Below are 22,281 nucleotides of genomic sequence, written 5' to 3' on the forward strand. Positions count from 1 at the left end.
GCGGTCCGGGACGGAACAGCAGCGGGACTACGAGGTGGCCAGCGCTTCAGTGGGGGGCAGTCGAGCGGCTCGTACAGCAGGATAGAAACCGGCCACCCGGCGCCCGGCCCAGACGTTCCTGCGCTGGTGCATGAAGACGAGCCGGATGCCCCGCCTCACCCTGCCACCCCAGGTCATCAACCAGGACCAAGCGCCGCTGCACCAGCATCGCCGACTCGCCATTCTCCGGCGGGCCCTCAATGATGACTCTCTGCCCCTGCGGACCCGGGTCGCCGCTGCGCTCGTTCTCCTCTACGCGCAACCCGTCGCCTGCATCATTCGCCTCACGGTCGACGACGTCCTCGACGACGGGGCCACCATCGCCGTCCGGCTGGGAGATCCGCCGTCCCCGCTGCCGGAGCCCGTCGCTGACCTCATGCGGGCCTACATCCGCTCTTGCCGGCACCTGCCCTACGCCAGCAGCAGAAGCTCACAGTGGCTCTTCCCCGGCCGCCAGCCCGGCCAGCCGATGAACCCGGTCAGCCTCCAAGTCCACCTGCGGAAGATCGGCGTCCCGCCGCAGCGCGGCAGGACCTCCGCGATCCGCCAACTCGTCCTCCAGGCCCCGGCCCCCGTCATCGCGAAGGCCCTCGATTACCACGACAAGACCGCCACCCTACTGGTCACCGAAGCCGGAGGCACCTGGGCCCGATACGCCCCCGGCGACCACACACGGTGACGTCAAGACCGGCCTCACCGAGGAAGAGGAATACGCGACACCTCAACATGCGAACCCATCAGTCCCGAGGCCGGATCACTTGCGAAGTAGAGAACGATACTCGCCCGGGGCCGCGCCTCGGACACGTCTGAAGGCACGGCTGAAAGCGTGCGGAGAGCCGTATCCGACCGCGCCGGAGATCGACTCGACCGGCTCATCGGTATCGCGGAGCCGGACGGACGCCAGGTCGATGCGCCACTGCGTCACGTACGCACCCGGCGTCTGTCCGAGGGCGGACCGGAAACGCCTGGACAGCGTCGCCCGGGAGACGCTCGTCGCGGCGGCCAGGGTCTCCGTGGTCCAGGGATGTTCCGGTTGGGCGTGGACACGTGCCAGGGCGTCGCGCACGACCGGATCACGCATCGCTCCCAGCCATGAGCCGGACTGCTCCTGCGGGTGGCGGGCCAGCCAGGCCCGTACGAACTGGACGAGCAGAAGGTCGACGATGCTGTTGATGGCGGCGGTGGTGCCGATCTGCGGCTGTGCGAGCTCAGCAGTGAGAAGTTCGACGGTCCTTCCGAACTGCGCGTTCTGGCGGGCTGTGACGTGCATCGGCCGAGCGAGGGAGGTAAGCACCGGTGTGCTCACCTCCGGGTCCTGCTCATAGTGCAGGACGATCACTTCCGCCTGCACCGGCGCCGAGCCCAGCCGCAGGGCTCGGCCATCGTCAAAAGCCCGTGCCGCCGCCTCACGGTCGCAGGAACCCATCGTCACGCCGGCGCCGCCGGCTATCCCGTGTGCGGTGCCCGGCGACACCAGGACGGCATCTCCGGCCCGCACCTGAAGAGGTTTCTCGCCCGTGACATGGAGCCACACAGTGCCGCGGGACACCACGTGCAGTGCCGCTCCTGGATAGGAGTCCAGCCACAGGCCCCAGGTTCCTCCGGCCTTCAGCACGACCCCGAGCGCCCCACGCGCACCCGAAACACGCAAGACCTCCGCCAGCACATCCATGGGTCCATTCTCGTCCACCGCCGCGAACCGCCCACCGGCGGGCGAGGCGCATGTGTCCTCGTCCACAGCTTCAGACCACGTCAAGAACGACCTTTCCGCGCACCTTCCGCGCGAACAGCGCCTGGACGGCGTCGCCCACGTCCTGCCAGTCGCCTCGCAGTCCGACCGGTGCCGAGAGCCTCCCGGCGGCCATGAGGCCCAGCAATTCCGTCAGCTCCCCGCTGGTCGGCGTCATGTCGCCGTAGGTGGCGATGCTGCGGGGTTCGCCGAAGCCGAACAAAGCCCCTGACGGGAACGTGGTGTCTTGCCCCGAGGAGTAACCGACCAGGTGGAGGGTGCCGCCCTCGGCGAGGGAACTCCACGCCTGGGCCACCAGCGGCCCGCCGACCGTGTCCAGGACGAGGTCGAACCGGTCCCCGGTCTCGGCCAGGTCGGTCAGGACCCTGTCGGCGCCGAGTTCACGGAGTCCGGCGGCCCGCTCCGGCGAACCGACGAGTGCCGTCACCCGGGCGCCCGCCAGCGCCGCCAGCTGGACGGCGAAGTGCCCCACGCCCCCGCTGGCGCCGGTGACCAGAACGTTGCGCGCCAGCAGGGAACGCTTGCGCAGCACCCGGAATGCGGTGACTCCGGCGATCCCCAGCGCGGCGGCGTCGGCCAGGTCCACGCCCTCGGGGACGGTGCCGAGCGAGGCGGGGCTGACTGCCACCCGCTCCGCCCACGCGTGGGGAGCCATTCCCACTGCGACGCGCGTACCTTCGGGCGGCCCCGAGCCGTCGGATGCGTCGCGTACCACGACGCCGGCCGCGTCGTGACCGTGCACAGCGCCGGCTGGCCACTGGTGCACGTAATTCAGCTCTCCGAAGTTGAGACCGATGTGTCGTATCTCCACCAACGCCTCGCCGGTGGACGGTACGGGCTCATCGACATCGGCGAACCGGATGGGTCCGGCGTCACTGTGATCGACCACAAGGGCGCGCATAGGGGGTGTACTTCCTTCTTTCGTGGACGTGCCTGAACACTCGGCGTGGCAACAGATCGAGTGCGCAAATGCCGCACTGCCGCCTTCTTGGAACCCTACGCAGGACCGGGACAGCGGCCAGACCCGTGAGAATCAATCAGTTGACGATCTGTGTCAGTGCGACTCGCGGCGCGTCGAGCCCTGCACCCGTCCGGTGGATGACGCTGTGACGGGCACAGACATGCCCGGCAATGTGATGATCTTGAGGCGTCAGCGCTTCCGTCGGTCGGCGGGGTCGCGCTGGGCGACGTGCCGGGCGACCGCCCCGACGCCGGGGTGGGCGTACCGCTCCAGGGAGGGGGCGGAGGCGTGGAGGGAGCGGGCCAGGAGCATCGGGGTGGAGATGCCGCTCCGCGCGAGCAGCCGCGCGTTCTGCCAGCGCCTGATCGTCGATGAGGAATCTGGAGCCGATACACCTCCGGCGACCACACACGGTGACACCAGGCACAGCCTCAACGAGGAATACGCGACACCTCAACATGCGAGCCCACCAGTCCCGAGGCCGGAAACCGATCCCGCGTGTTCGTCGCGAACTTACGGGTCAACTCCTGAGAATGACCTCCCTGGACCCTCGGGTTCCCGCTGAAGAAGCTTCAGTTTCCGCGAACTCACGGGGATCACGGCCCCGGTGTCCTAGCTCAGACACCAGCCGCAAAGTAGCGATCCGCCCCTGGGGTTCAGCTGCCGACGGGTGCCGCTGCTGGGTTGAGGGTCTTGTGTACGACGCCGACGGACACCTTGACGGCGGTGGCGATCTCGCGGATTGACTGGCCTTCGGCTCGGCGGGCGAGGATCACGCGGCGCTTGTCGTCGTCCACGACGGGGCGTCGGCCGCCGACGCGACCGCGTGCGCGGGCGGATTCCAGGCCGTTCTTCGTCTTCTTCACGATGTCGCGGCGCCGGTCTTCGGCAAGGGCGAGGGCCAGATCGAGGATGAGCGAGCGCTCGGTGTGCTCGCCCGTTGCGATGCCGTCCAGCACCTTGACCGCGATGCCGCGTTGGAAGAGGTCGTTGAGGACGATCAGCCCTTCGAGGAGGTTGCGGCCGAGGCGGTCGACTTCCCGTACGGTGAGCATGTCGCCGTCGCGGAGGTAGTCGAGGGCAGCGGTCAGGCCGGGCCTGTCGTCGACGGCGAGCGATGAACGGGAAAATGAACGCCCGGGGTGGAAGTTCGCGTGTTCGGCGGTGCCGGAGGCGGGTGTTCGGTAAACGGTCGATAGATGAACACAGATCACTCATCGAGGTCTCGGCGAATCTCCGCGATCAGAAGGTCCCCGAGCTCGTCCTTCGACCGGCGCTCCGGGCACTGCTTCACACACGGGGCGTCCTCGTGATTCCACGTAGGTTGTCGAGGGCGAGCTGTGCTGTCCGAGCGCTCATGTGCGCGGCATGGCGCCAGCATCACGCAGTAGTTGCCGAACTCCGCTAACAGGCTGGTACCCGAATGCGTTTGTGGCGGCCGTCGAGTCGTATACCCGGTCCAGGCGATCGGGCACGGGCCACCCCCGGTCGCTGAATGCCTGAAAGACGTCCGGAGCCCGTACGGCGAGCAGCGCACCCGCGTCATGAAGCAGGGCACGGCAGTCCCCTCGGTGAAACAGGTGCGGCCCGGAGATGTTGAACCTGCCGGTCACGGTGGGGTGCGCCACGGCGAGGGTACCCGCCGCTGCCACGTCGGCAACGTCGACTGCCCGGTGGAGCAGGTGGCGGGCCCGCACCGGCAATGGCTCCGGAAAGCATCGCGCTATGCGCAGCGTGACCGATGGAATAGCGGAGGATGCGACCAACTCCTCTGCAGCCAGTTTGGTTTCGTCGTAGATATCCCGGGGCAGCGGCGTGAGCTGCTCGTCCACCCAGACCGCACGGTCGGTGGGAACCAGGGCATGTCCGTACACACTCGTACTGCTGATGTAGAGAACACGCCGGACGCCGAGGCGGGCAGCATCGTCGAGCAGGCCCGCAGTCACATCGACGTTGACGGCGCGGAATTCTTCATCGGTCTGGCGGCCGACGTGCGGGGCGTGCAGCGCGGCAGTGTGGACCAGGACATCGGCCGACTGCAATGCAGCCAGCTGCACGGGTCGGTTCCGCAGGTCTCCGACGACACTCGTCCAGGGGCCGGGAACCCGGTCGACGCCGCGGACCACCCAGCCTGCGGCGTCGAGTGCCGCAGCCAGAGCCGCTCCGACCCGGCCCGAACTTCCCGTAACCACAACCAGCCGGCGGGCGCTCTCTTCGTCTTTCGCCGCTCCATGCACATGTTCGACTGTACGGCGTGGAACCAATCTCCTGAGATGGCACAGCTGGCCGACCATGATCGTTCTCACCGGGATTTCCTTGTACGTCAACTACTCACACCCGCAGGGGCACAGGCCAGCAGGCACGGGGGTGTTCATCGCTTCTCCACTCGGAGACGGGTGACGTGCCCGGTGTCCGCGTGCTCTCCAAGGGGCACCAGCTGCTTGTCCCGACCAGGGAGTTCGACAGCGCGGCGGTGGCCGACTGGGTCACCTTCCCGCTCGAGCAGCCGCCCGCCCTCGTCGCCGCCGACCGGCTCGCGGAGCACCTGCAGGAGCCTGCCAAGCCCCCGCACGAGACGGCTGCCACCCCATGAGCAACCATCACGTCCCGTACGACCTGCACGGGCGGATCACCTCGGAGCTCCCGCTGGACCGCCATACGCACGAGCAGCTGGTACGGGCCGCGTTGTCGTGGTCCGACTCGGATCCGACGCGGCCGATCGACGACTACGTCCAGGTCGGAATCCTGCTCGCCGGGGCGGCCCGGGCGGTCGCCGACGAGGTGCGCCAGCACGCGGCCCTCCTCCCTACGGAAGACGGCCGACGACTGTTCGCCGAGATCGTGCTGCAGGAGGCCGACGGCCGTCTCTCGACCGCGTGCCGCAACCTGCACGGGGTGTAGAACCGCGCCCGACTGCTTCGCGCGTTGTACGAGCGGCTGGACCGGCTCAAGGACAACGTGCCCACCGACGAGGCTGCCACCACCGTCTCCCCTTGAGCCGCCCCCGGCGCCACCCCCGCGGCCGGGCGACGGATGAACTTGCCGACCGCGTGGAGGACTCCGGCTGTCTCGTGCCCCGTGATGCGACGGAGTTGCCGTCGCCTTCCCGCGGTCGATGGTGCCCCCGGAGCCGCTTCCAGCGACTGCCCGGAAATCGATCGGTTGATGGACACGGCCGTTCAGGGCGCTGTCAGAGGGGGTGGCGTGTTCGGGGACCGCGTTCACCAACGGCCGCACGAAGATGGGGGCGTGGTCATTCACTACATCTGTCCAGACGGATGCGTCGCCGGGGACAGCCGCACACAGAACTCGTGGTTCTGCTCCCGCTGCCACTCTCCGCTGTGCGGGCGGTGCAAGAAGGTCACGGTGCCCGACAACCGGGTCAACGTGTGTGCCAACTACCCTCCGTGGCCTCCCGCCGAGGATCGGCTCCCCTGTGGCCATTACGGGCGCGGGGACTGCGACTACGAGTGAGTGTTGGGGAACTTGATGCGAACCTGGGCGAGAGAACCGGACGCTTCGGTGCTGGGCGTGGTGCGGGAGGCTGTTGTGGCGGGATGATGCTAGTTCTGATCCGTGCCGGACAGCGGGGGGATTCCTTGGTGGCGATACGAAGGAGCGATGTCCTGGAGGCGTCGCAGGTGCGGATCTACTCGGCCGCGGACGCGGTGATGGGCGCCGGGTTCCTCGTTGCCGCCGATGTCGTGTGCACCTGTGCTCATGTCGTCGCCAGGGCAGCGGGGGTACCAGATGACGCCGAAGTACCTCCGGGCGGTCCGGTGGATCTGGACTTTCCGCTGCTCAGAGGCCACCCCCGGACGCGGGCGACCGTGGTGTCCTGGCGGCACGGCGGGGTTGATGTCGCGCTGTTACGACTGGACGCGGCGGTCGAGGGCGCTCGGCCGGCGGGGCTCGTCGACGGGACTGGAGTGTGGGGTCACACGTTCCGGGTGCTCGGCTACCCGGTCGGCGCGGACGCCGGGGTGTGGGCCTCGGGCACGCTGCGCGCGGGGCAGGGCGTCGGCTGGCTGCAGATGGAGGCGCAGGAGCCCGGTCCGCGCATCGTGAACGGCTTCAGCGGCGCGCCGGTTTGGGACGACGCGCAGGACGGCGTGGTGGGGATGGCGGTCGCCGCACAACGGAGTGAACGCACCGCGTATCTGGTGCCGTCGGCCGACCTGATCGACGAACAGACGCTCCAGCCGCGCTGTCCGTTCCGCGGGCTTATGGCGTTTACGGGGGATGACGCTGAGTTCTTTCACGGCCGCGACGGTGACACCGCCCGCGTGCACAGGGCCGTGCGCACGCGGCCCCTCACCATGGTGTTGGGGCCTTCGGGATGCGGGAAGTCGTCCCTGGTGCGGGCAGGGGTGTTACCCCGGCTGCGGGACGAGGGCATGAGCGTGTCCGAGCTGCGGCCCGTGCCGGGGGTGCGGGCGGCCTCTGTGCTGGCCCGCGCGCTGACCGGCCTGCTGGAGCCGGAGCTCGGCGAGGTCGACCGCCTCTCCAAGGCCGAGGAACTCGCCGGACTCCTCGAGAGCAGCGACGATGTGACCGCGGAGCTGCGGGCAAGGGTCCTCGCTCGCGGGGACGGCCCTGGGCACGTCCTGTTCGTCGACCAGCTCGAGGAGTACACGGGCGCTCAGCCGGATGCCGCACGCACCTTGTTGGGATTACTCGTCGCCCTGGCAGGCTCGGAGGGAGCCGGTGTACTGAGGGTGGTCGCCACCGCACGCCCCGACTCCCTCAACGCCCTGGTGACGGCCGAGACGTCCGATCTGATCAGCGGCGCCGTGCAGTTCCTCGCACCGCTGACCGGTGACGAGCTGGGGCGCGCGGTGACCGCTCCCGTCGACGCGGTGCCGGGGCTGTGGTTCGAACCGGGGCTGCCGGAGCGGATTGTCGCGGACGCGGGCGACGAGCCCGGGCGGATGCCCATGGTCCAGTTCACCCTGACCGAACTGTGGAATGACCGCACCCGCTCCATGCTCACGCACGCTGCCTACGACGCGCTGGGCGGCGTGGCGGGCGCACTCGTCACCTACGCGGACGAAGCCCTCGCCGAGCTCACGCCGACCCAACAGGCGTATGCGCAACGGCTGTTCATCCAGCTGTCCCGGCCCGGCGACAACGGCTCCTTCTCCCGCAGGCCCACCCGCGCCGTCGACCTCGCCCCCGAACTCCTCGGCGTGGCACGGAAACTCGCCCCCGGCAAGCTCGTTGTCCTCTCCCAGGCGCCGGGCAGCGCCGAGCAGGGCGAGATCGTCGACCTTGCACACGAGGCCCTCACGTCACTCTGGCCCCGCCTGCGGCAATGGCTCATCGACTCTCGCGACTTCCGCGTGTGGCAGGAACAGCTGCGGGCCGACATGCGCCGCTGGCAGGACCAACAGCGGGAGCCTGCCCGGCTGTTGAGCGGAACCGATCTCGTCGAGGCCGAGCGCAGACTGGCCGAGCGGCCCGCGGATGTCTCCGACGACGAGTGCGGATACATCCGGCTCAGCCGACGCCACACGCGACGGGGCACCCGCATCAAGCAGGTCGCCGTCGGGACACTGTCCGTGCTCACCGTGCTCGCCGTCGTACTGGCGCTGACCACCTGGCAGAACTACCGGCGGAGCGAGCGGCAGTTGCGCACCCAGGCGGCGGGCCTGCTCGCCCAGGTCGCCGAGGAGCGCCCGGGCGGCGACCCCGCCACCGCGTTGCAGCTCGCCCTCGCCGCGTGGAACACCCGCCACACCGACAAGAGCCGCCAGGCCCTGCTACGCCAATACACGCGAGGGCAGTATCTGATGGGCAGCTACCCGTCGCTGTGGCGGGGACGCGTCACCGGCATGGATGCCACACCGGACGGCCGCGCCCTCGTCATGCAGTCGAAGCCCGGGGGCGGCGAGCGGCCCACGATCACCGTGGTGACTGGGGCACTCCAAGGAAAGCCCACATCACGGGAGTTGAGCGGTGCACCGGAGGCGGAGGGAGAGCTGCTGACCGCCTTGAGCCCGGACGGCCGCTTCTTCGCTGCGACCGGCGGGGAGGATGAGGTGCGGCTGTGGCGGTTGAGCGATCCGGAGCGGCCCGTCGTCCTGAGGCTCGGGCATCACAAAGTACCCGAAAAGGCCGGTGGCAGCCTGGACTTCAGCAGCGACGGGAAACGGCTGCTGCTGACGACGGACGACAATTCCCCTGAGTGCGCGAACGGCACCCGGCGATGCACTCCCGCGTTCGCCGAGGTGTGGCAGGCCCCCTCGGGCGCCCGCATCCGCGTACCGGACGAGCTCATCCCCAGGACAAGACTTCGGCAGGCCGCATTCACTTCCGACGCGGACACCGTCGCGACGACCAGCTACGTCGGCAAGGAAAGTCGCGTGCGGCTCGAGGTCAGAGACCTCACCACCGGCCGCCTCCGGCACGCCTCCGCCCCTCGGCAGAAAGCCACCGCTGCGGAACTGCGGGCAGGCGGCGAGGTCGTCGCGTGGAAGGCCGCCGACACCTCGTCCGCCGAGTCGGACACCTCGTATGTACAACCGCTCGGCCACGCACCCGGCCGCAAGACCGAGCTGCCCGTCGACGGAACAAGCGAACCGGACGCCACCGCGCGGTACGTCATCGCCAACACCTCGATCGAATACGACGGAGGGCTCTCGGAGCGGGGAGGCTACGCCGAGCCGACCCTGACGGACCTGCGCACCGGGCGCAGCTACCGCACCCGCATCCCGACTTCCGGAAAGACACCATCCGCGTACGAGAGCTTCGCGGCGGTGCCACGGGCCGGCGGCGGCCTCACCGTCCTCGTGCCCGTCGGGACGGCTCTGATGGCGGTGCACGCCGAACCGGTCGGCAACAAACGGTTCCAGGACGACTCGGAGCTGCACGCCGTGTCACCGGACGGGCGCCTCGTCGCCAGGTGCGGCAGGCGCCTTGAGATCCTCGACGCCGCCCGCACGCGCCACCAGTCTGTGCTGCTGCCGCCGCGCACGAAGCCAGGGCGCTGCACGTGGACGGCCGACTCACGGCGGATCATGGTGTGGGGCGACCAAGGCAACCTCCACCGGTCCTACTCCGTAAGGGACTTGAACGACAGTGTCCCGCTCGACGAAGCCCTGCCGAAAGCGAAGGAGCAGGGCCGTATCGACGAGATGCGCGGTGGCCAGGTGGACAGCGTCGCCGCGCTGCGGGGCACCGAGATCGCGGTCCTGACCGTGGACGGCAGGCTGACACGCCTCGACGCAGCCGACGGTGCCGTGCTGACCAAACCATTCCTCGTGCACCCCACGCCGAACTGGAACGGCCTCGGCATCTCCGATGCCGGCGGACAGGGCCAACTCATCGCCCGCCCAGGCCACCCCGGGCACATTGCCGTGGTCACCAGAAGGGGAACCGAACAAGGCGAGATCCTGTTGTGGGACGTCCGTACGCCCCGACACATCGCCACATTGGCGGGACCAGCCATCGAAGTGCCGTACAGCCCCAGCTCGATGACCCAACCGCTCGCCTTCGACAGGGACGGCTCCCGCCTGGCCACGCAGAACTCCGACGGCCGCGTGCGTGTACGGGACGTCGACCGTTGGCCGCGACTGGTCGGCAGCGTGCCCAGCTCGACCGGCGACACCCTGGTCGGGCTCGGCCCCGAGGACAGCCTCGTCACCTACGATCCCGACGAGCAACGGGTCCGGTCCCACCGCTTGTCGGGCGACGGAACCGTCGACACTCTGACCATCGCGGATGCGCCCTCGATGTACGGAAACTGGATCGGCGGCTTCATTCACGGCTCCCGCCTCACCATCGAAACGGGTGCCCTGCGCCAAGCCTTCGACCTGCGCCCCGAGGAACAGTTCCGGGTCCTGTGCGCCGGGGCGGGACGCGACTACACCAGGGCCGAACGGAAGCTGTTGCCAGAGGGAACCCCGGCGGAACCGCCCTGCGGCTGAGCCACCAGGACACCCGTACCGCACTGATCGACGCGGGAACGAATAGGCCCGGCAAACACAACGACTGTCTCAGCGGAGACATCCGGTGCCGTCCAGGTCCGCTGTCGAAGGACATGCCAGCCCGGTCGATACGGGATCCGGTGGACGCGCTTCCCGAAGGTCGGCCCGGCCGAAACGGGACCTGTTAGCGCCGCGCCCGCCCACTGCGCGGCGGCGTCGGCTTCCTGCACGTCTCGCCTCACTCCTTGCGGAGCCGGCGGCCGAGACTGAACACAATGACTTGACGGGGAAGGCCAGCTCGCCGACACCTTCACCAGCGCACTCACAAGGCCTAGAGCGCGCATGCCGCCCGTGAGCTGCATGCCCGGGCGCGTGGCCACGACGACCGGGCCGTGCAGCGCACCGCGCTGGTCCGCTCCACCAGCACCACCCACCTCTTCGACCAGGACGAGCTGGATCCGGCCGCGCACCACTGTGCTCTGCTCGCCCTGGCCGACGAGCTCGGTCTGCGGCTGCGCACGAACGAGGAAGCCTGCCGGACGCTGACACTCACCGTCCGGTATGCCGATCGCACCAGCACCACCCGCAGTCGCACCCACCCGGCCACTCCCCCATGCTCGCCCGCACCGTCTACGACGTGTACGAGACGCTGGGCCTGCAGCGCGCCCGCGTCCGCGCCCTGTCCCTGCGCGCCGACCTCGTCCCGGCCGCCACCGCTCACCACCGGCTGGGCCTGGACGTCGGCGACGACAGGGCGCGCCGGATTGACTCCGTCGCCGATGGGGCCCGCGCCCGCTTTGGCCGGCACGCCGTCAAACCCGCCGCCCTCGCCGCCCTCGCCGCCCAGCGCCCGCACTCCTGACCAGCCCCAGCGCTCGCCCCGGCGGCAGGGGCCGAGAAACGGTGAGCGCTGTCGGAGGATCATGGCCCTCCTCAGGGAGCACGGACAACACCCTCCGTGCTCCCCCACCGCAGCGAGGCGGCAGGCCGCAGGTCCGGCGGCCGGGGCGACGCCCTCGTCACGCTGCTGGAACAGCCGAGTGCCGGCGTGGGTAGCCCTGAAGACGATCACGTCGTCTGACGGCTGAGCGCTTGTTATGGCCAGTGACGTCAGCAAGAACGCTCAGTCACGGCTCAGGTGAGGGGTATGAGGTAGCCCGGTTCAGCGCCGTCGATCGTTGTAATGGCCGTGCCGGACGTGACCCAGATACTGGTGGGCTTCTCACTCTTGGGGATCTGGAACACTCCGTGCACTGGCCCCTTGCTGCCCGGGTTGATGCCGAAGGTCGGCGCCGTCTGCCCCTTGCCATTCCAGTACTGAGCGTAGCCAGAGGCGTACTCAGCATCCTTTTGCGACTCGGTGTAGCGAGTGTCTTCGACGTTCAGGCTCACGGTGCCGCCGGCGTCCCAGCTTGCCGAACTCTTGCCCGCGTTCACCGCGTCCATGGTCAGTACGCAGAACTGCTTGCCGTCCTCCGGCTCATGCTCGGAGCAGGATGCGGGTGCGGAGGAGGCGGGTGCGGAGGAGGCGGGTGCGGAGGAGGCGGGTGCGGAGGAGGCGGGTGCGGAGGAGGCGGAATGTGGCTCTGCCGTACATGGCTCGCTTGATGGTCTTGATGCAGTTGACGTGGCCTTCGACGATGCCTGAGCTCCAGGGCAGGCTGAGGCCGGCGGTGACGGCGTCGAGGTCGAGGCACAGGCCCTGCGCGAAGGACAAGATGGGGGCGGGTGCGTCGTGTTCGACTTGGCGGACCCATTCCAGGAGCTGGTGGCCGCGCCGGTGTTGGAGCAGGTCGTGGAAGGTCCAAGCGAGGTCGCAGGCCCTGGGCGATGTCTGGGCAGGCCAGCCGTACTTTCAGGAGTTCGTCTTCCTCGCGGGCCTTGAGAGCGGCCCGGGGCAGCATGATCCAGGTGGTGATCTTGCGCGGGGTCGGGATGGCTCCGCGGGCGGGTTCGATGGTCCCGGTCTTGAGTCCGGTCAGGTAGCGGCGCACGGGCAGATCGCTGCCCTGGTAGCCGCGTTGGCGGATCTCGCGGAAGAGGTCGGTCGGGCTGGTGACGCCGTCGCTGAACCGTTCGGTGAGGTAGGTGGTGAACGGCTCGAGTCCTCCCTTGGGGCGCCCACGGCGGGAGGAGGCCAGCAGTTCGTCGAGGCCGGTGTCGCGGAAGTGTCGGACGGTCTTGCGGTCCAGGTGCAGACGCCGGGAGATCGCGGAGATGCTCTGCCCTTGCGCGAGCAGGCGGTGGATGTCCGAGTACCGGTCGACGGTGCGGACGGCCATCTTCGTGGGTGGCAGAGTCGGCGGAGGCAGCGGATTGATGATTCGCCGCAGCCCTGTGTCGCGGTCGGCTTCTGCCTGTTTGCGCAGGCAGGGGCGGTGCTGGTGGCATGTCTTCTCGACTGCGGAGGAGAGGTTTTGGAGCAGGTGCCACCGATCGGCGATCTCCTGAGCGTCGGGGGCGGCTTCGCGGACGGCACTGGAGTAGGCACTGGCCCTGTCTCTACAAATGATCTCCGCTCCAGGGTGTTCACGCAGCCAGGCAGCGAACGTCGCCGCGTCCCGGTCCGGCAGGACGTCCACGACTCGGCCTGCCTCGATGTCGACGAGGACAGTGCCGTAGCGCCACCTCTTGCGGAAGGCGAACTCGTCGACACCCAGCACCCGAGGCGCCGTCTCGGGCACCGCCGGGGCAGTGAGCAAGCCCAGCAGGTGAGTTCGCCGGGTGGGTAACTGCAGTACCTGACACAGGCGTTCACCAGGGCGTCCGCCCAGGAACGTCGCGATGGCCTGCATCCGTCGCCGCAACCCGACGCTGTTTCGCCGATACCGTTCGCTCAGGTCCGCGACCTGCTCGACGAACGTCCGCCGTCGACACGAGGCCCGTTCACAGAAGAAGCGGCGCACGCTGAGCGAGATGACCAACGGCCGCCCGACAGTGAGACGTTCGGCTATCCGGCGCACGTAGCGCGAGTGCACACGACGCCCCGGACAGCCGCAGTCCGGACACCGTGGCGGCCTCCCGCACGACGCGGCCGCGACATCGATCGCCTCCGCGGCGACGTCCACCGCCGTGACTCGCACATCGATCCCGGGATACAGCACGTCTTCGACCGCCACGACCCCCATACCAGGGCAATCCCCACGAGAAACGTTCCCGCACTCGGACAACGACCTGGAGATTCACGGAATCGCGGCCAGAACCAGAATCGCCGTCGTTCACAGGCCGTTCACCCTGAGCGTCGTGGTGCGCCCCGGGATGATGAACAGCAGCCCGGCCCGTCCAGTGGCGATGACGTTCTGCAGGGTGTCCAGACGCTTGTTGCCGGTCGCGTCCGGTATTGCCACCGTCCGTGTGTCCACGACGGCGACGAACCCGGCGGGACCGCCGCGCGGGGAAACGTCACAATTGCCCTCGGCGTCCCGGCTGGCGACCAGGACCAGCGATGAGCAGCCGATCAACTGCCTTGTCTGTTCGGTGAGTTCGGTCATCTGCTTGCGCAATGCCGCGTCCTTGGGGAGCCCGTAGGCCCGACGCAGCGCCTCCTGGTCGCGCACGGAGTCGAGGCGGAGCGAGTCGAATGCACTGCTGGCAAGGGATGTCGTCATGTCTGCGAACCTATGGGAGCGACCTGCCATTGATTTTGGCCGGTGAGTGCGGGGACATGCTGACGGCCGTGCGGGTCGTCTCCGGTGTGAAGACCGAACAGGCCCACGCGACCATAGCGGCTGCGTATCAGCGGGGGCGGCGGCGCGACGAAGACTATGTACGTCTGCCCGTTGTGTCTGCTCGGCGTACCCGCGATGCTCAAGACGGCTGACCAGAGCGGCGATACCCCGCCCGCCTTGCCTCTGAGGACCGGCTGACAACCCTGAAAGAGGATTGCCGCTGGCTTCGGCGAGGCGGGCGAGCTGGCCGCGCATCACGGCGGTGCCGCCGATGTCGGTTCGCACGGCCTGTTCGAGTGACACTGCACATCACGTCGAGACATCGACGCCAACGGCGTCTCGCTCTGGCCCAACGATGTCACCGTTCTCAACACCATCACCCTCCTGGCAGGGCCGGCGCCCTGGCTCCGCCTGCCGCCACGGCTGGGGCCGGGGAGGCACACAGCTGAAGGCCGGCAGCAGCCGCCCAGCCCGCAGCGCTGCCTCTCCACCGGTCTCACGGGTGACAGCCCTGAGATTGGCGGCCGGTCGATGCTAAGGGTGCGCTTCACCTTCTGAGGGCGGGGCCGACGGCACGGGTGTGGTTCCTCCGCTGCTGTGCGGCGCCCTTGTGCTGTCAGGTGGCGCGCTTCAGGTGGCGGACCAGCCACACCAGCAGGTCGTCCAGGTCGGCGGCGGCCGAGAGGACCCGGTCGACCGCCTCGGGGGTGTGCAGCCACTCCTCGCAGCCGAGGGGGCGGGCCGCGATCAAGGAGCGGTGGCGCAGCAGGTTCGCACGGGAGTGGTCCGTCGGATAGCCGCGTGGGGGGCGTTTCATCACGTCCCCGGAGATGTCGTAGCCCTTCTTGCGTACGTCGTCGACAATGGCGGACAGTTCACGGCCGCTCGCCTCGGAGGCCACGGCTTTGCGGAACATGTCCACTTGGCCGGGATCGGGGTACCACCAGGCGCCCTGGATCCGCAGGCCGTCCAAGGAGAACCGGAGATTGATCTCGATCTTGCGGCCGAGCCGGATCACCGCGCTCTGGTGCTGCCACCACCAGGAGTCGGTGCGGTAGTGCCAGACGGAGAAGTCCTCGTAGCGGGGGTCGGTGTCCGCGACCTCGTTGAGCAGGGCGATCATCGGCTGCCGGACCAGGTGTTCGCGGTCCGCGCGGCAGCGCTCGCGGTCCGCGTGGGTCGGCTCGCCCTGAAGCTGCCACAACACGTCCATGACCTGCTCCGGCCAGCCGGTGAACTGTCCGCGCATGCACGGAGGATAGCGCGCGGAGAGTGAGACAGGACCACTGCCCTGTTGCTGCGCCGCGGAAGTTACACCGACGGTCGTCAGCGGGCCGCGACGCGCGACTAGTAGCTGTCGTAGCTGGGCTTGCCGTTCGGCCGGTAGATGCCGAGGACGGTGCCGCCCTTCGTTGTCGAGACGCTGACCGGCTCCAGCGCAGTGGGAATCGCTCCGTCGGCGAACAGTCGCTTGCCGGTGCCGATGATCACCGGGTGGATGGTCAGTCGGTACTCGTCGACGAGGTCGTGCTGCATGAGGGTTTGGGCGAGGTCGCCGCTGCCAACGACGTTGATGTTGCCGCCGTCGGATGCCTTCAGCATGCGCACGGCATCGACGATGTCGCCTTCCAGCAGCGCGGAGTTCTGCCACTCGACGGACGTCAGGGTCCGAGACGCCACGTACTTGTGCATGCTGTTCATCCGATCGGTGAACGGGTTGTCGGGGTCGGCGGTTGGCCAGTACGACGCGAAGATCTCGTACGTCTTGCGACCGAGCAGCATCGCGTCGGAGTGCTGGTACCAACCCGCGATTGCCGTGCCGACCTCGTCGTCGGCCACCGCTTTCTGCCAGCCCCCGTGCTTGAAGCCGCTCTCCGCGTCCTCATCCGGACCGCCCGGCGCCTGCATGATGCCGTCGAGCGTCAGGAACGTACAAATAATGATCTTGCGCATGGTGTGCTCCCTTTCGTCGATGGGTAGACCGCACGACCGCCGGAAACTCATCGGCGGTACTCCCCTGGCTCACTACCACGCTGTCCTCCCCCGTCGAGCTACACCAGCCCGGGGCACCCACTCGGTCGCACCGCGATGTCCGCAAGCGCCGGTTCAGATCTCACTGCCCGTGACCGTTGGGCGCGGCGCCGCCGATGGCACGTCACCTGTCAGAACGCCCACAGCCGAACACAGAACCCCCGGACCCAGTCTCGCCACGGGATCCACAAGGTGAATCCCGTGCTATCACGGCAAGTTCAGGGCTCCTTGGACCCTGACATCTATGATCACCAGGTCTCACCGGGATACATCAAGAAGGGCATCGTGAGGGCGGACGGGCAGGGAGCGTGGCGGGGGTTCTGCTGCTGGCTCCAGTCAGTTGCAGCGGCGGGGAGCACTCGGTGAGGGATTCCGCGGCAAAGGACTCCCCCCGCTGCCAGGCACACGCCCAGGGCTTCGGGTAAACAGCTGGCGTGGACGGCACTGCCTGGCCCATCGGATGTGCCGCAGAGCTGGAAGAAGATGGGGGCGAACCGGCGGTCTGACTTCGACAAGGGGTCGGCGGCCTTCGCCTCACGTGCCTACGATGTGCCAGATCTTGCAGGCCCGGTCCGCTTTGCAGTGACCACCTACAAGGACCGTGGGTCGGCTGCCGCCGGTTTCGCCAAGGAGCAGGACCACTACGACCCTGGTCTTGAGTCGTACGCACTCGTCGCGGCAGACGAGGCAGTTGCCGGCTCGGGATGTATGGGACAGAACACCGGATGCTTTTCCATCATCATCGTTCGTGAGGGTGCAATCGTCGGCTGGGTGAACCTCAACACCGAGAACGGCCCCAGGACCGATCCCAAAGCGCTCAACTCGGCCACACGCATGCTCGTTGAACGGATGCGCCAGCTCCAGGACGGCGAGCGCCCCACCGCCCAACTGCCATGAGCTCATGCCACGTGGCGTCGCTTGCATGATCGATAGTGGGGCGTCAAACCTGTTGATGTGCCGCCCTTACGATGCTTCCTGCGCCTCATGCACACGTCACGTCACATCCGTCCCGGCTGGGAGAACACATTCATGCGCAGGACAATGACCATAGCGGCGCTCATCGCGGCGGCCGGGCTGCTGACCGCCTGCGGCGGCAGTGATGGCGGCGATAAGAAGGAGCATGCCGACAAGGCTCCGGCCGCGGCTTCGTCGAAGCCAGGCGCCAAGGGCCAGGACAAGACGTACGAGGTCACGCTTGAGGTCGGGGGCAAGAGCAAGACCAACGTCTTCTACGTCGCGGGATCCAATGGCAACGAGCAGGTCAAGCTCCCATGGAAGAAGACCGAGAAGGTCACCCTGAACAGCACGGAACGCAAGGTCGGTATCACCGTGCATGTAGTGCCGGGCCCGGTGATCCTGCCCGACGGAAAGGCCGCTGCGGCACCCTGCTCGATCACCGTCGACGGCAAGCAGGTCGATGAGGACCCCGGCGGCCCCACCGGCAAACACGCGTGCAAGTACACCCTCCACTAGACCGCCTGACGCGCGGGGGCAGAGCTCCCGCTCGCCTGGCGCTTCGGGCAGCGCCCTTGGCGCCGGGGATCGGGATCAGGTGCGCGGAGATCGCCCGATGGTGGACGGGGTGCCGTAGCGGCCGCGCACCGCATGTGCAGAACCACCGGAGGGCGCCTCTCACGGCGGGGGTGTCCGAGCCGGCAAAGGGGCGTGGGCAGGCCAACGTTCAGACATCCGGCGCCGAGGCCTTCTCGCAAAATTGGATTCAGCGGACCGTCAGGCCATTGCGCGTTCAGCGCGAAGTGTGAGGTCGCTCGGTGCTGCCGGAAACATCCGCGGCGATGGTCTGGTGCTCGGTGATCTCCCGGCCGCGGTCCCAAGTGAACGTCCGCCGCATTAGGGGCGGGATGCCGATGAGGCTTGGATCCGCAGTGCCTCACCCGACCCTGACCACCCCCCTACCCTGTGAGCGTGTCCAGGATTTCTGCGACCGGGACGGGATCCAGAGGGCCCACGTGTGACGCCCCGGGAAAATCGTGCACACGGAAGCTGTTGCCGGGCGTGAACGCGTCGGCTTCCGCGATCATTCGGTCCTGGAGTGCGGTGGCGATCGTCCGGTCCCTGCCGAAACGCAGGTAGGTGCGGGGAATGCGTCCCCAGCCACCAGCCCGGCCGACGGCTCGGCCCGCATAAGCGGCGACGGGCTCGTCGGTCTGCATGCCGGCCAATAGCCGGCGGAATTCGGCATCGGGGTAGTCCGCGCAGATCATCTCCTTCAGGAGGGCCAGCTCACGGCTGTCACCTGTCCGGAAGTTCAGTCGTAGTACACCGAGCCGCTCCGGGTCACCCACCGTCAGCTCGACCGGGCTGACGGCGTTCGCGTTCTCGGGTGCCGCCGTGCAGGCGTCCGCTGTGGGCAGGACACGGCTGGGACAGAAGGCCGCCATGTAGCAAATGTGGTGCAGCAGATGCGGGACGGCGTCACCGACACGGCTGACCGATACGCCACCCAGGCTGTGCCCGACCAGCACCACTGGGCCGTTCCGTGCCGCCCGCCGCACGATGCCCGTGACGCGCGCCTCATAGTCCTCCAGCCCGAGGCCCTTCAGCGGGGAAGGCTCGGCCGCCATCGCTTTGAGGTCCTGCCGCTGGTACGACTCCGGCACGAAAGCCTCCGCGCCATGCCGCGGCTGGTCCACCATGACGACGCGGTGACCGCGCAGCGTCAGCTCACGCGCGATCGGCAACCAGAACGCGCCGGCGCTGTGGGTACCGTGCACCAGCACGTAGGTGGTGAGCCCGCGACGCGGGTCCGCTGCGGCCGGCGAGGTTCCCAGCCCGGTGGCCAGTGCCGTGCCCCCCACCGCGAGTCCCAGCCCACGCAAAGCCGTCCGCCGGGTGGCACCTGCTCGTTCTTCGTTCGTCGCATTCATCATGAGCACGACGCTATGAAAGGCCCCCTCGGCCCGCCAGCGGTCCAGCACCACCACAGGGGTAGACCCAGCACCAGGTTCCCATGCGGCCGTTCCGCGTGGTCTGCAAGCGTGGAACTCCCGTGATCACGGACAGAAGGGTGTCTCGCAGCGGCACAGGTGCTCTGCCTAGGGGCCAGGGGCCCCTGTGGCCGTGATCCACCATCCGCCCGAAGTACCGCGCCCGAGCGCGGTGGTCACAGCCTCTCCCGGCCAGACACCGCCCGCCCCCGTGCTGGCCACGGGAACCACCGACCCGCCGGCTTCCTCGGATTCCGGCTCGCGCAGGCTGCGACGGTATCGGCCGGGGCCATGCGGCGCAGCAAGAAGCCGGCGGCCAGGGCCATGACGAACATCAGCACCGCGTACACCGCCGAGGGGATCGCCATCCGGGTGCTGTCCAGGAGCGAGGGGCTCAGGGCAATCGCCATCGACAGCGTGGTGTTGTGCATACCGATCTCGAAGCAGGTAGCGACGGACTGTCGGTGGTCGCCACGGGCCAGCCGCGTCGCGCCGTAGCCGACGGTGAGGGAGACGGCGCCGAAGAGGAAGACAACGAGGCCGACGTCGGTGAGATAGCCGAGCACGTTCTCCCGCTCGGCGGCGAGGGCCGCGATGATGATGCCGACCAGCGCGGTCACCGCCGTCACCTTGACCACCCGGGTAGAGCGCTCAGCGAAGTCCGGCCGGCGGTGGCGCACCAGCATCCCCGCCACGACCGGCACCAATACCACGAGGAAGACCTGCAGCGTCTTGTCGAAACGCAGCCCCAACGCCTCATCCGTGCCGCTCATGAAGTAATCGAGGGAAACATTCACCACGACCGGCAACGTGACAACCGCGATGACCGAGTTGATGGCCGTCAACGTGACGTTGAGGGCGACATCACCGCCGAAGAGATGGCTGAAGATGTTCGCCATCGTGCCGCCGGGAGAGGCGGCGAGCAGCATCATGCCCACAGCCAGCGCGGGGCTCAGGCCGAAGGCGAGCACCAAACCCAGACAGACAGCGGGCAGCAGCACCAGCTGGCAGGCCAGCGCGAAAGCCACCGGCCGCGGATACGCCGCAACCCTGCGGAAATCGGCCACGCTCAACCCCAGTCCGAGACCGAACATGATCACAGCGAGGACAGCGGGAAGCAGATAGGCGGTCAGCGGTGAATCCACGAAAACAGACTCCGGGAAGCCGCCCGAAAAGTACACGACCCTGCCGAACAACTCCCCCGCAGACCGCAGAGCAGACACGCGCCGTGCAGTCGCCAACCACCCTGTGGATGGCGCCCAGGAGCCGATCCCGCCACACCACGTCGGGGAGGGTGGGTACGGCGCTGCCCGTCCTCGATGAGCGCGGCCAAGCGGGCCTCGACCTCCCCCAGGCTCAAAGCCTGCAGCGATTTCACGCAGAGATCGGCGAGCACAGTGACGGGCATGGCCTTCGTGTGGTGGCCGCCGGCCAAGAGTCGGATGTCTTCAACGAGCGCGGCGGCACCCTGGACGCCATCGCCTACGCCGACATCGCTGGGCTGCTCGGCAATCCGGGCGCCGCTGAGGCAGAAGACCTGGACTACAACAAGCAGGCGCACTCCACGGCGAGGCCAAGAGCCGCGAGGAGCTGGCCAAGAATGTCGCCGCCTTCGCCAATCACCTGGGCGTTCACGGCCGCCCGCGCCAGGCCTCTGGGGAGACCCCGGAGTCCTCGTAGCACGTCTCGCTCTCGGCGGCGATCACCACGTTCACCGCGGACGGGGCGATCTGATCCAGCGCCACGTTCCGCCGGTTGACCTCACCGGTGCTGACCATCTGGGTGCCCTCCGTCCAGCAGCAGACGTTGGCCTCGCGGCGGGCCGCGGCGTTCTCGTCGGGGATATCCACGCAGACGAAGAGCACGGCACCGGCGTGACAAACAGTCCGGCCGGGCCGAGGAGCCGGCGCCACGAGGGGAGTCAACGCCGGACACCGCGCCGGGCAGCGCACGGACTGGTCCGCGCGCCCGCCCCGGCTACGGCGGCGCGACTTCTTCCCCTGAGTATGCGTACCCATGTCGGGAAAGAGCGCGCCGCACGCGGCCGGGTTGGCACGGAGACTGTTTGCGGTACGTAACAGCGCGCCCGGCGAGGCTTGCGAGATCAGCGGACCTTCGTCAGCACGCCCTTGTCCTGGAGGGTGTCGATGCCCCTGGCCCAGAGGCTGTTGACCCGCTGGCGCTCCTGCGCGTTGGGGTAGGCGTTGGTGCAGGATGTGCCGGGGCCGCCGCCGGACATCAGCTCGCTGCACGGACCCGAGTAATGGTCGGGCAGACCGAGCACGTGACCCGTCTCGTGGGCCGTCACCCGCGTGGAGTTGTACTGCTGGTTTTGCCGGTAGTCCAGGAAGATGTAGCCGTGACCGTGGCCGTCGGTGGAGGCGTACGAGCCGCGCGAGTCGTTGCCCTCGCGGTACTCGAAGTCGCCGCCCGTGCTGGTCTCCTGCAGCTTCACATTGGCGACGGAAGAGTTCCAGATCTGCGTGCTCTGCGATATCTGACCGCGGAAACTCGGCGCCCGGCTCGTGCGGTAGCGGACGGTGACGACCTGGATGCCCGGCTGCGCCGCCTGCTTCTTCAGCGCCGACTTCATGACGGCGTCGAAGAACTCCCGGTTGGCGGCCTGATCCTCGGCGGAGCCCGCATACGCCGACGTGGCGTTCGTGGACAGGGGCTTGACCGTCTCGGGCGCGGGCGCCGCGAACGCCGTCGGGGCGGCGGCGAGCGAGCTGACCAGAGCGGCGGCGCCAAGAATGGCGCAGAGGCTGGTGCGGGGTCTGTTCATGGGGGTGTGTCCCTTTCCGGATGCGCGGTGGCTGCAGGGCCGGAGCGGCCGCCGGGAACTTGGGGGCACGGGAGTGCCCCAGATCCCAGGACCGGGTGCCCTTCGGGTGCGGCCTATGGTCGGGACGAGTATCGAGAAGGCGGGACTCGTCCGTACCGATACCATTTGGTG

The 22,281-nt window shown here is 68.4% G+C and carries 20 protein-coding genes and 3 pseudogenes; 8 read left to right on the forward strand and 15 right to left on the reverse strand.

Going from position 1 to position 22,281, the window contains the following annotated elements:
* Positions 1-145: 145 nt before the first annotated feature.
* Positions 146-718, forward strand: coding sequence for a hypothetical protein (locus ACGFSB_RS36790; RefSeq protein ID WP_393408761.1), 573 nt, complete (start codon positions 146-148; stop codon positions 716-718).
* A gap of 75 nt (positions 719-793) precedes the next feature.
* Here the strand turns inward: ACGFSB_RS36790 and ACGFSB_RS36795 are convergent, their stop codons facing one another.
* The 5 genes from ACGFSB_RS36795 to ACGFSB_RS36815 form a co-directional block, all read right to left on the reverse strand.
* Positions 794-1,711 (reverse strand): cupin domain-containing protein, encoded by a 918-nt coding sequence (locus ACGFSB_RS36795; protein WP_393408763.1) that lies wholly within the window; start codon positions 1,709-1,711, stop codon positions 794-796.
* A gap of 70 nt (positions 1,712-1,781) precedes the next feature.
* Positions 1,782-2,690, reverse strand: a complete 909-nt coding sequence (locus ACGFSB_RS36800; protein ID WP_393408765.1) for a zinc-binding dehydrogenase — start codon at positions 2,688-2,690, stop codon at positions 1,782-1,784.
* A gap of 249 nt (positions 2,691-2,939) precedes the next feature.
* Positions 2,940-3,170, reverse strand: a complete 231-nt coding sequence (locus tag ACGFSB_RS36805) for a hypothetical protein (RefSeq protein WP_393408768.1) — start codon at positions 3,168-3,170, stop codon at positions 2,940-2,942.
* 236 nt (positions 3,171-3,406) lie between these two features.
* Positions 3,407-3,964: a recombinase family protein gene (locus tag ACGFSB_RS36810; protein ID WP_393408771.1), complete on the reverse strand. Its 558-nt coding sequence runs from the start codon at positions 3,962-3,964 to the stop codon at positions 3,407-3,409.
* Positions 3,965-4,105: 141 nt separating this feature from the next.
* Positions 4,106-5,077, reverse strand: a complete 972-nt coding sequence (locus ACGFSB_RS36815; RefSeq protein ID WP_393408773.1) for an NAD-dependent epimerase/dehydratase family protein — start codon at positions 5,075-5,077, stop codon at positions 4,106-4,108.
* A gap of 74 nt (positions 5,078-5,151) precedes the next feature.
* On the opposite strand from ACGFSB_RS36815, the gene ACGFSB_RS36820 reads away from it, so the two are divergent.
* The 5 genes and pseudogenes from ACGFSB_RS36820 to ACGFSB_RS36840 all read left to right on the forward strand — a co-directional run bounded on the left by ACGFSB_RS36820 (position 5,152) and on the right by ACGFSB_RS36840 (position 11,540).
* Positions 5,152-5,343 (forward strand): hypothetical protein, encoded by a 192-nt coding sequence (locus ACGFSB_RS36820; RefSeq protein WP_393408776.1) that lies wholly within the window; start codon positions 5,152-5,154, stop codon positions 5,341-5,343.
* The gene (locus ACGFSB_RS36825) at positions 5,340-5,651 is read left to right on the forward strand and encodes a restriction endonuclease (protein WP_393408778.1); all 312 of its coding nucleotides are present in this window, start codon (positions 5,340-5,342) and stop codon (positions 5,649-5,651) included. Before ACGFSB_RS36820 ends, ACGFSB_RS36825 begins: the two co-directional genes overlap by 4 nt.
* Before the next feature lie 701 nt (positions 5,652-6,352).
* Positions 6,353-10,678: a trypsin-like peptidase domain-containing protein gene (locus tag ACGFSB_RS36830; RefSeq protein WP_393408780.1), complete on the forward strand. Its 4,326-nt coding sequence runs from the start codon at positions 6,353-6,355 to the stop codon at positions 10,676-10,678.
* Between the two features lie 392 nt (positions 10,679-11,070).
* Positions 11,071-11,271, forward strand: a pseudogene (locus ACGFSB_RS36835) (hypothetical protein); the annotation flags it as partial.
* Between the two features lie 20 nt (positions 11,272-11,291).
* Entirely contained in the window at positions 11,292-11,540 is a 249-nt protein-coding gene (locus tag ACGFSB_RS36840; RefSeq protein ID WP_393408910.1) for a hypothetical protein, read from the forward strand.
* 272 nt (positions 11,541-11,812) lie between these two features.
* Here the strand turns inward: ACGFSB_RS36840 and ACGFSB_RS36845 are convergent, their stop codons facing one another.
* From ACGFSB_RS36845 to ACGFSB_RS36870, 6 genes and pseudogenes are all read right to left on the reverse strand, one after another.
* Positions 11,813-12,124, reverse strand: a complete 312-nt coding sequence (locus tag ACGFSB_RS36845) for a hypothetical protein (RefSeq protein WP_393408782.1) — start codon at positions 12,122-12,124, stop codon at positions 11,813-11,815.
* A gap of 34 nt (positions 12,125-12,158) precedes the next feature.
* Complete coding sequence (locus tag ACGFSB_RS36850) at positions 12,159-12,470, reverse strand: transposase (RefSeq protein WP_393408902.1); 312 nt, start codon at positions 12,468-12,470, stop codon at positions 12,159-12,161.
* 76 nt (positions 12,471-12,546) lie between these two features.
* Positions 12,547-13,806: pseudogene (locus ACGFSB_RS36855) on the reverse strand (ISL3 family transposase); the annotation flags it as partial.
* Positions 13,807-13,902: 96 nt separating this feature from the next.
* Positions 13,903-14,286: pseudogene (locus tag ACGFSB_RS36860) on the reverse strand (pyridoxamine 5'-phosphate oxidase family protein); the annotation flags it as partial.
* A 676-nt stretch (positions 14,287-14,962) separates the two neighbouring features.
* Complete coding sequence (locus tag ACGFSB_RS36865) at positions 14,963-15,595, reverse strand: DUF2461 family protein (protein WP_393408784.1); 633 nt, start codon at positions 15,593-15,595, stop codon at positions 14,963-14,965.
* A 98-nt stretch (positions 15,596-15,693) separates the two neighbouring features.
* Positions 15,694-16,299 (reverse strand): dihydrofolate reductase family protein, encoded by a 606-nt coding sequence (locus ACGFSB_RS36870; protein ID WP_393408786.1) that lies wholly within the window; start codon positions 16,297-16,299, stop codon positions 15,694-15,696.
* A 660-nt stretch (positions 16,300-16,959) separates the two neighbouring features.
* On the opposite strand from ACGFSB_RS36870, the gene ACGFSB_RS36875 reads away from it, so the two are divergent.
* Positions 16,960-17,274, forward strand: coding sequence for a hypothetical protein (locus ACGFSB_RS36875; RefSeq protein ID WP_393408788.1), 315 nt, complete (start codon positions 16,960-16,962; stop codon positions 17,272-17,274).
* Positions 17,275-17,406: 132 nt separating this feature from the next.
* Positions 17,407-17,850, forward strand: a complete 444-nt coding sequence (locus ACGFSB_RS36880; RefSeq protein ID WP_393408791.1) for a hypothetical protein — start codon at positions 17,407-17,409, stop codon at positions 17,848-17,850.
* 440 nt (positions 17,851-18,290) lie between these two features.
* On the opposite strand, the gene ACGFSB_RS36885 is transcribed toward ACGFSB_RS36880, so the two are convergent.
* The 4 genes from ACGFSB_RS36885 to snpA all read right to left on the reverse strand — a co-directional run bounded on the left by ACGFSB_RS36885 (position 18,291) and on the right by snpA (position 22,110).
* Positions 18,291-19,196, reverse strand: a complete 906-nt coding sequence (locus tag ACGFSB_RS36885) for an alpha/beta hydrolase (RefSeq protein WP_393408904.1) — start codon at positions 19,194-19,196, stop codon at positions 18,291-18,293.
* Between the two features lie 305 nt (positions 19,197-19,501).
* Positions 19,502-20,470 carry a bile acid:sodium symporter family protein gene (locus tag ACGFSB_RS36890; protein WP_393408794.1) on the reverse strand — a complete coding sequence of 323 codons (969 nt, stop codon included), beginning with the start codon at positions 20,468-20,470 and terminating at the stop codon, positions 19,502-19,504.
* Positions 20,471-20,956: 486 nt separating this feature from the next.
* Complete coding sequence (locus ACGFSB_RS36895; protein WP_393408796.1) at positions 20,957-21,238, reverse strand: hypothetical protein; 282 nt, start codon at positions 21,236-21,238, stop codon at positions 20,957-20,959.
* A 191-nt stretch (positions 21,239-21,429) separates the two neighbouring features.
* Entirely contained in the window at positions 21,430-22,110 is a 681-nt protein-coding gene (gene snpA / locus ACGFSB_RS36900) for a snapalysin (protein ID WP_393408799.1), read from the reverse strand.
* Positions 22,111-22,281: the final 171 nt, after the last annotated feature.

This window comes from Streptomyces sp. NPDC048441 (assembly GCF_043200235.1).
In the GTDB taxonomy this organism is placed as follows: domain Bacteria; phylum Actinomycetota; class Actinomycetes; order Streptomycetales; family Streptomycetaceae; genus Streptomyces.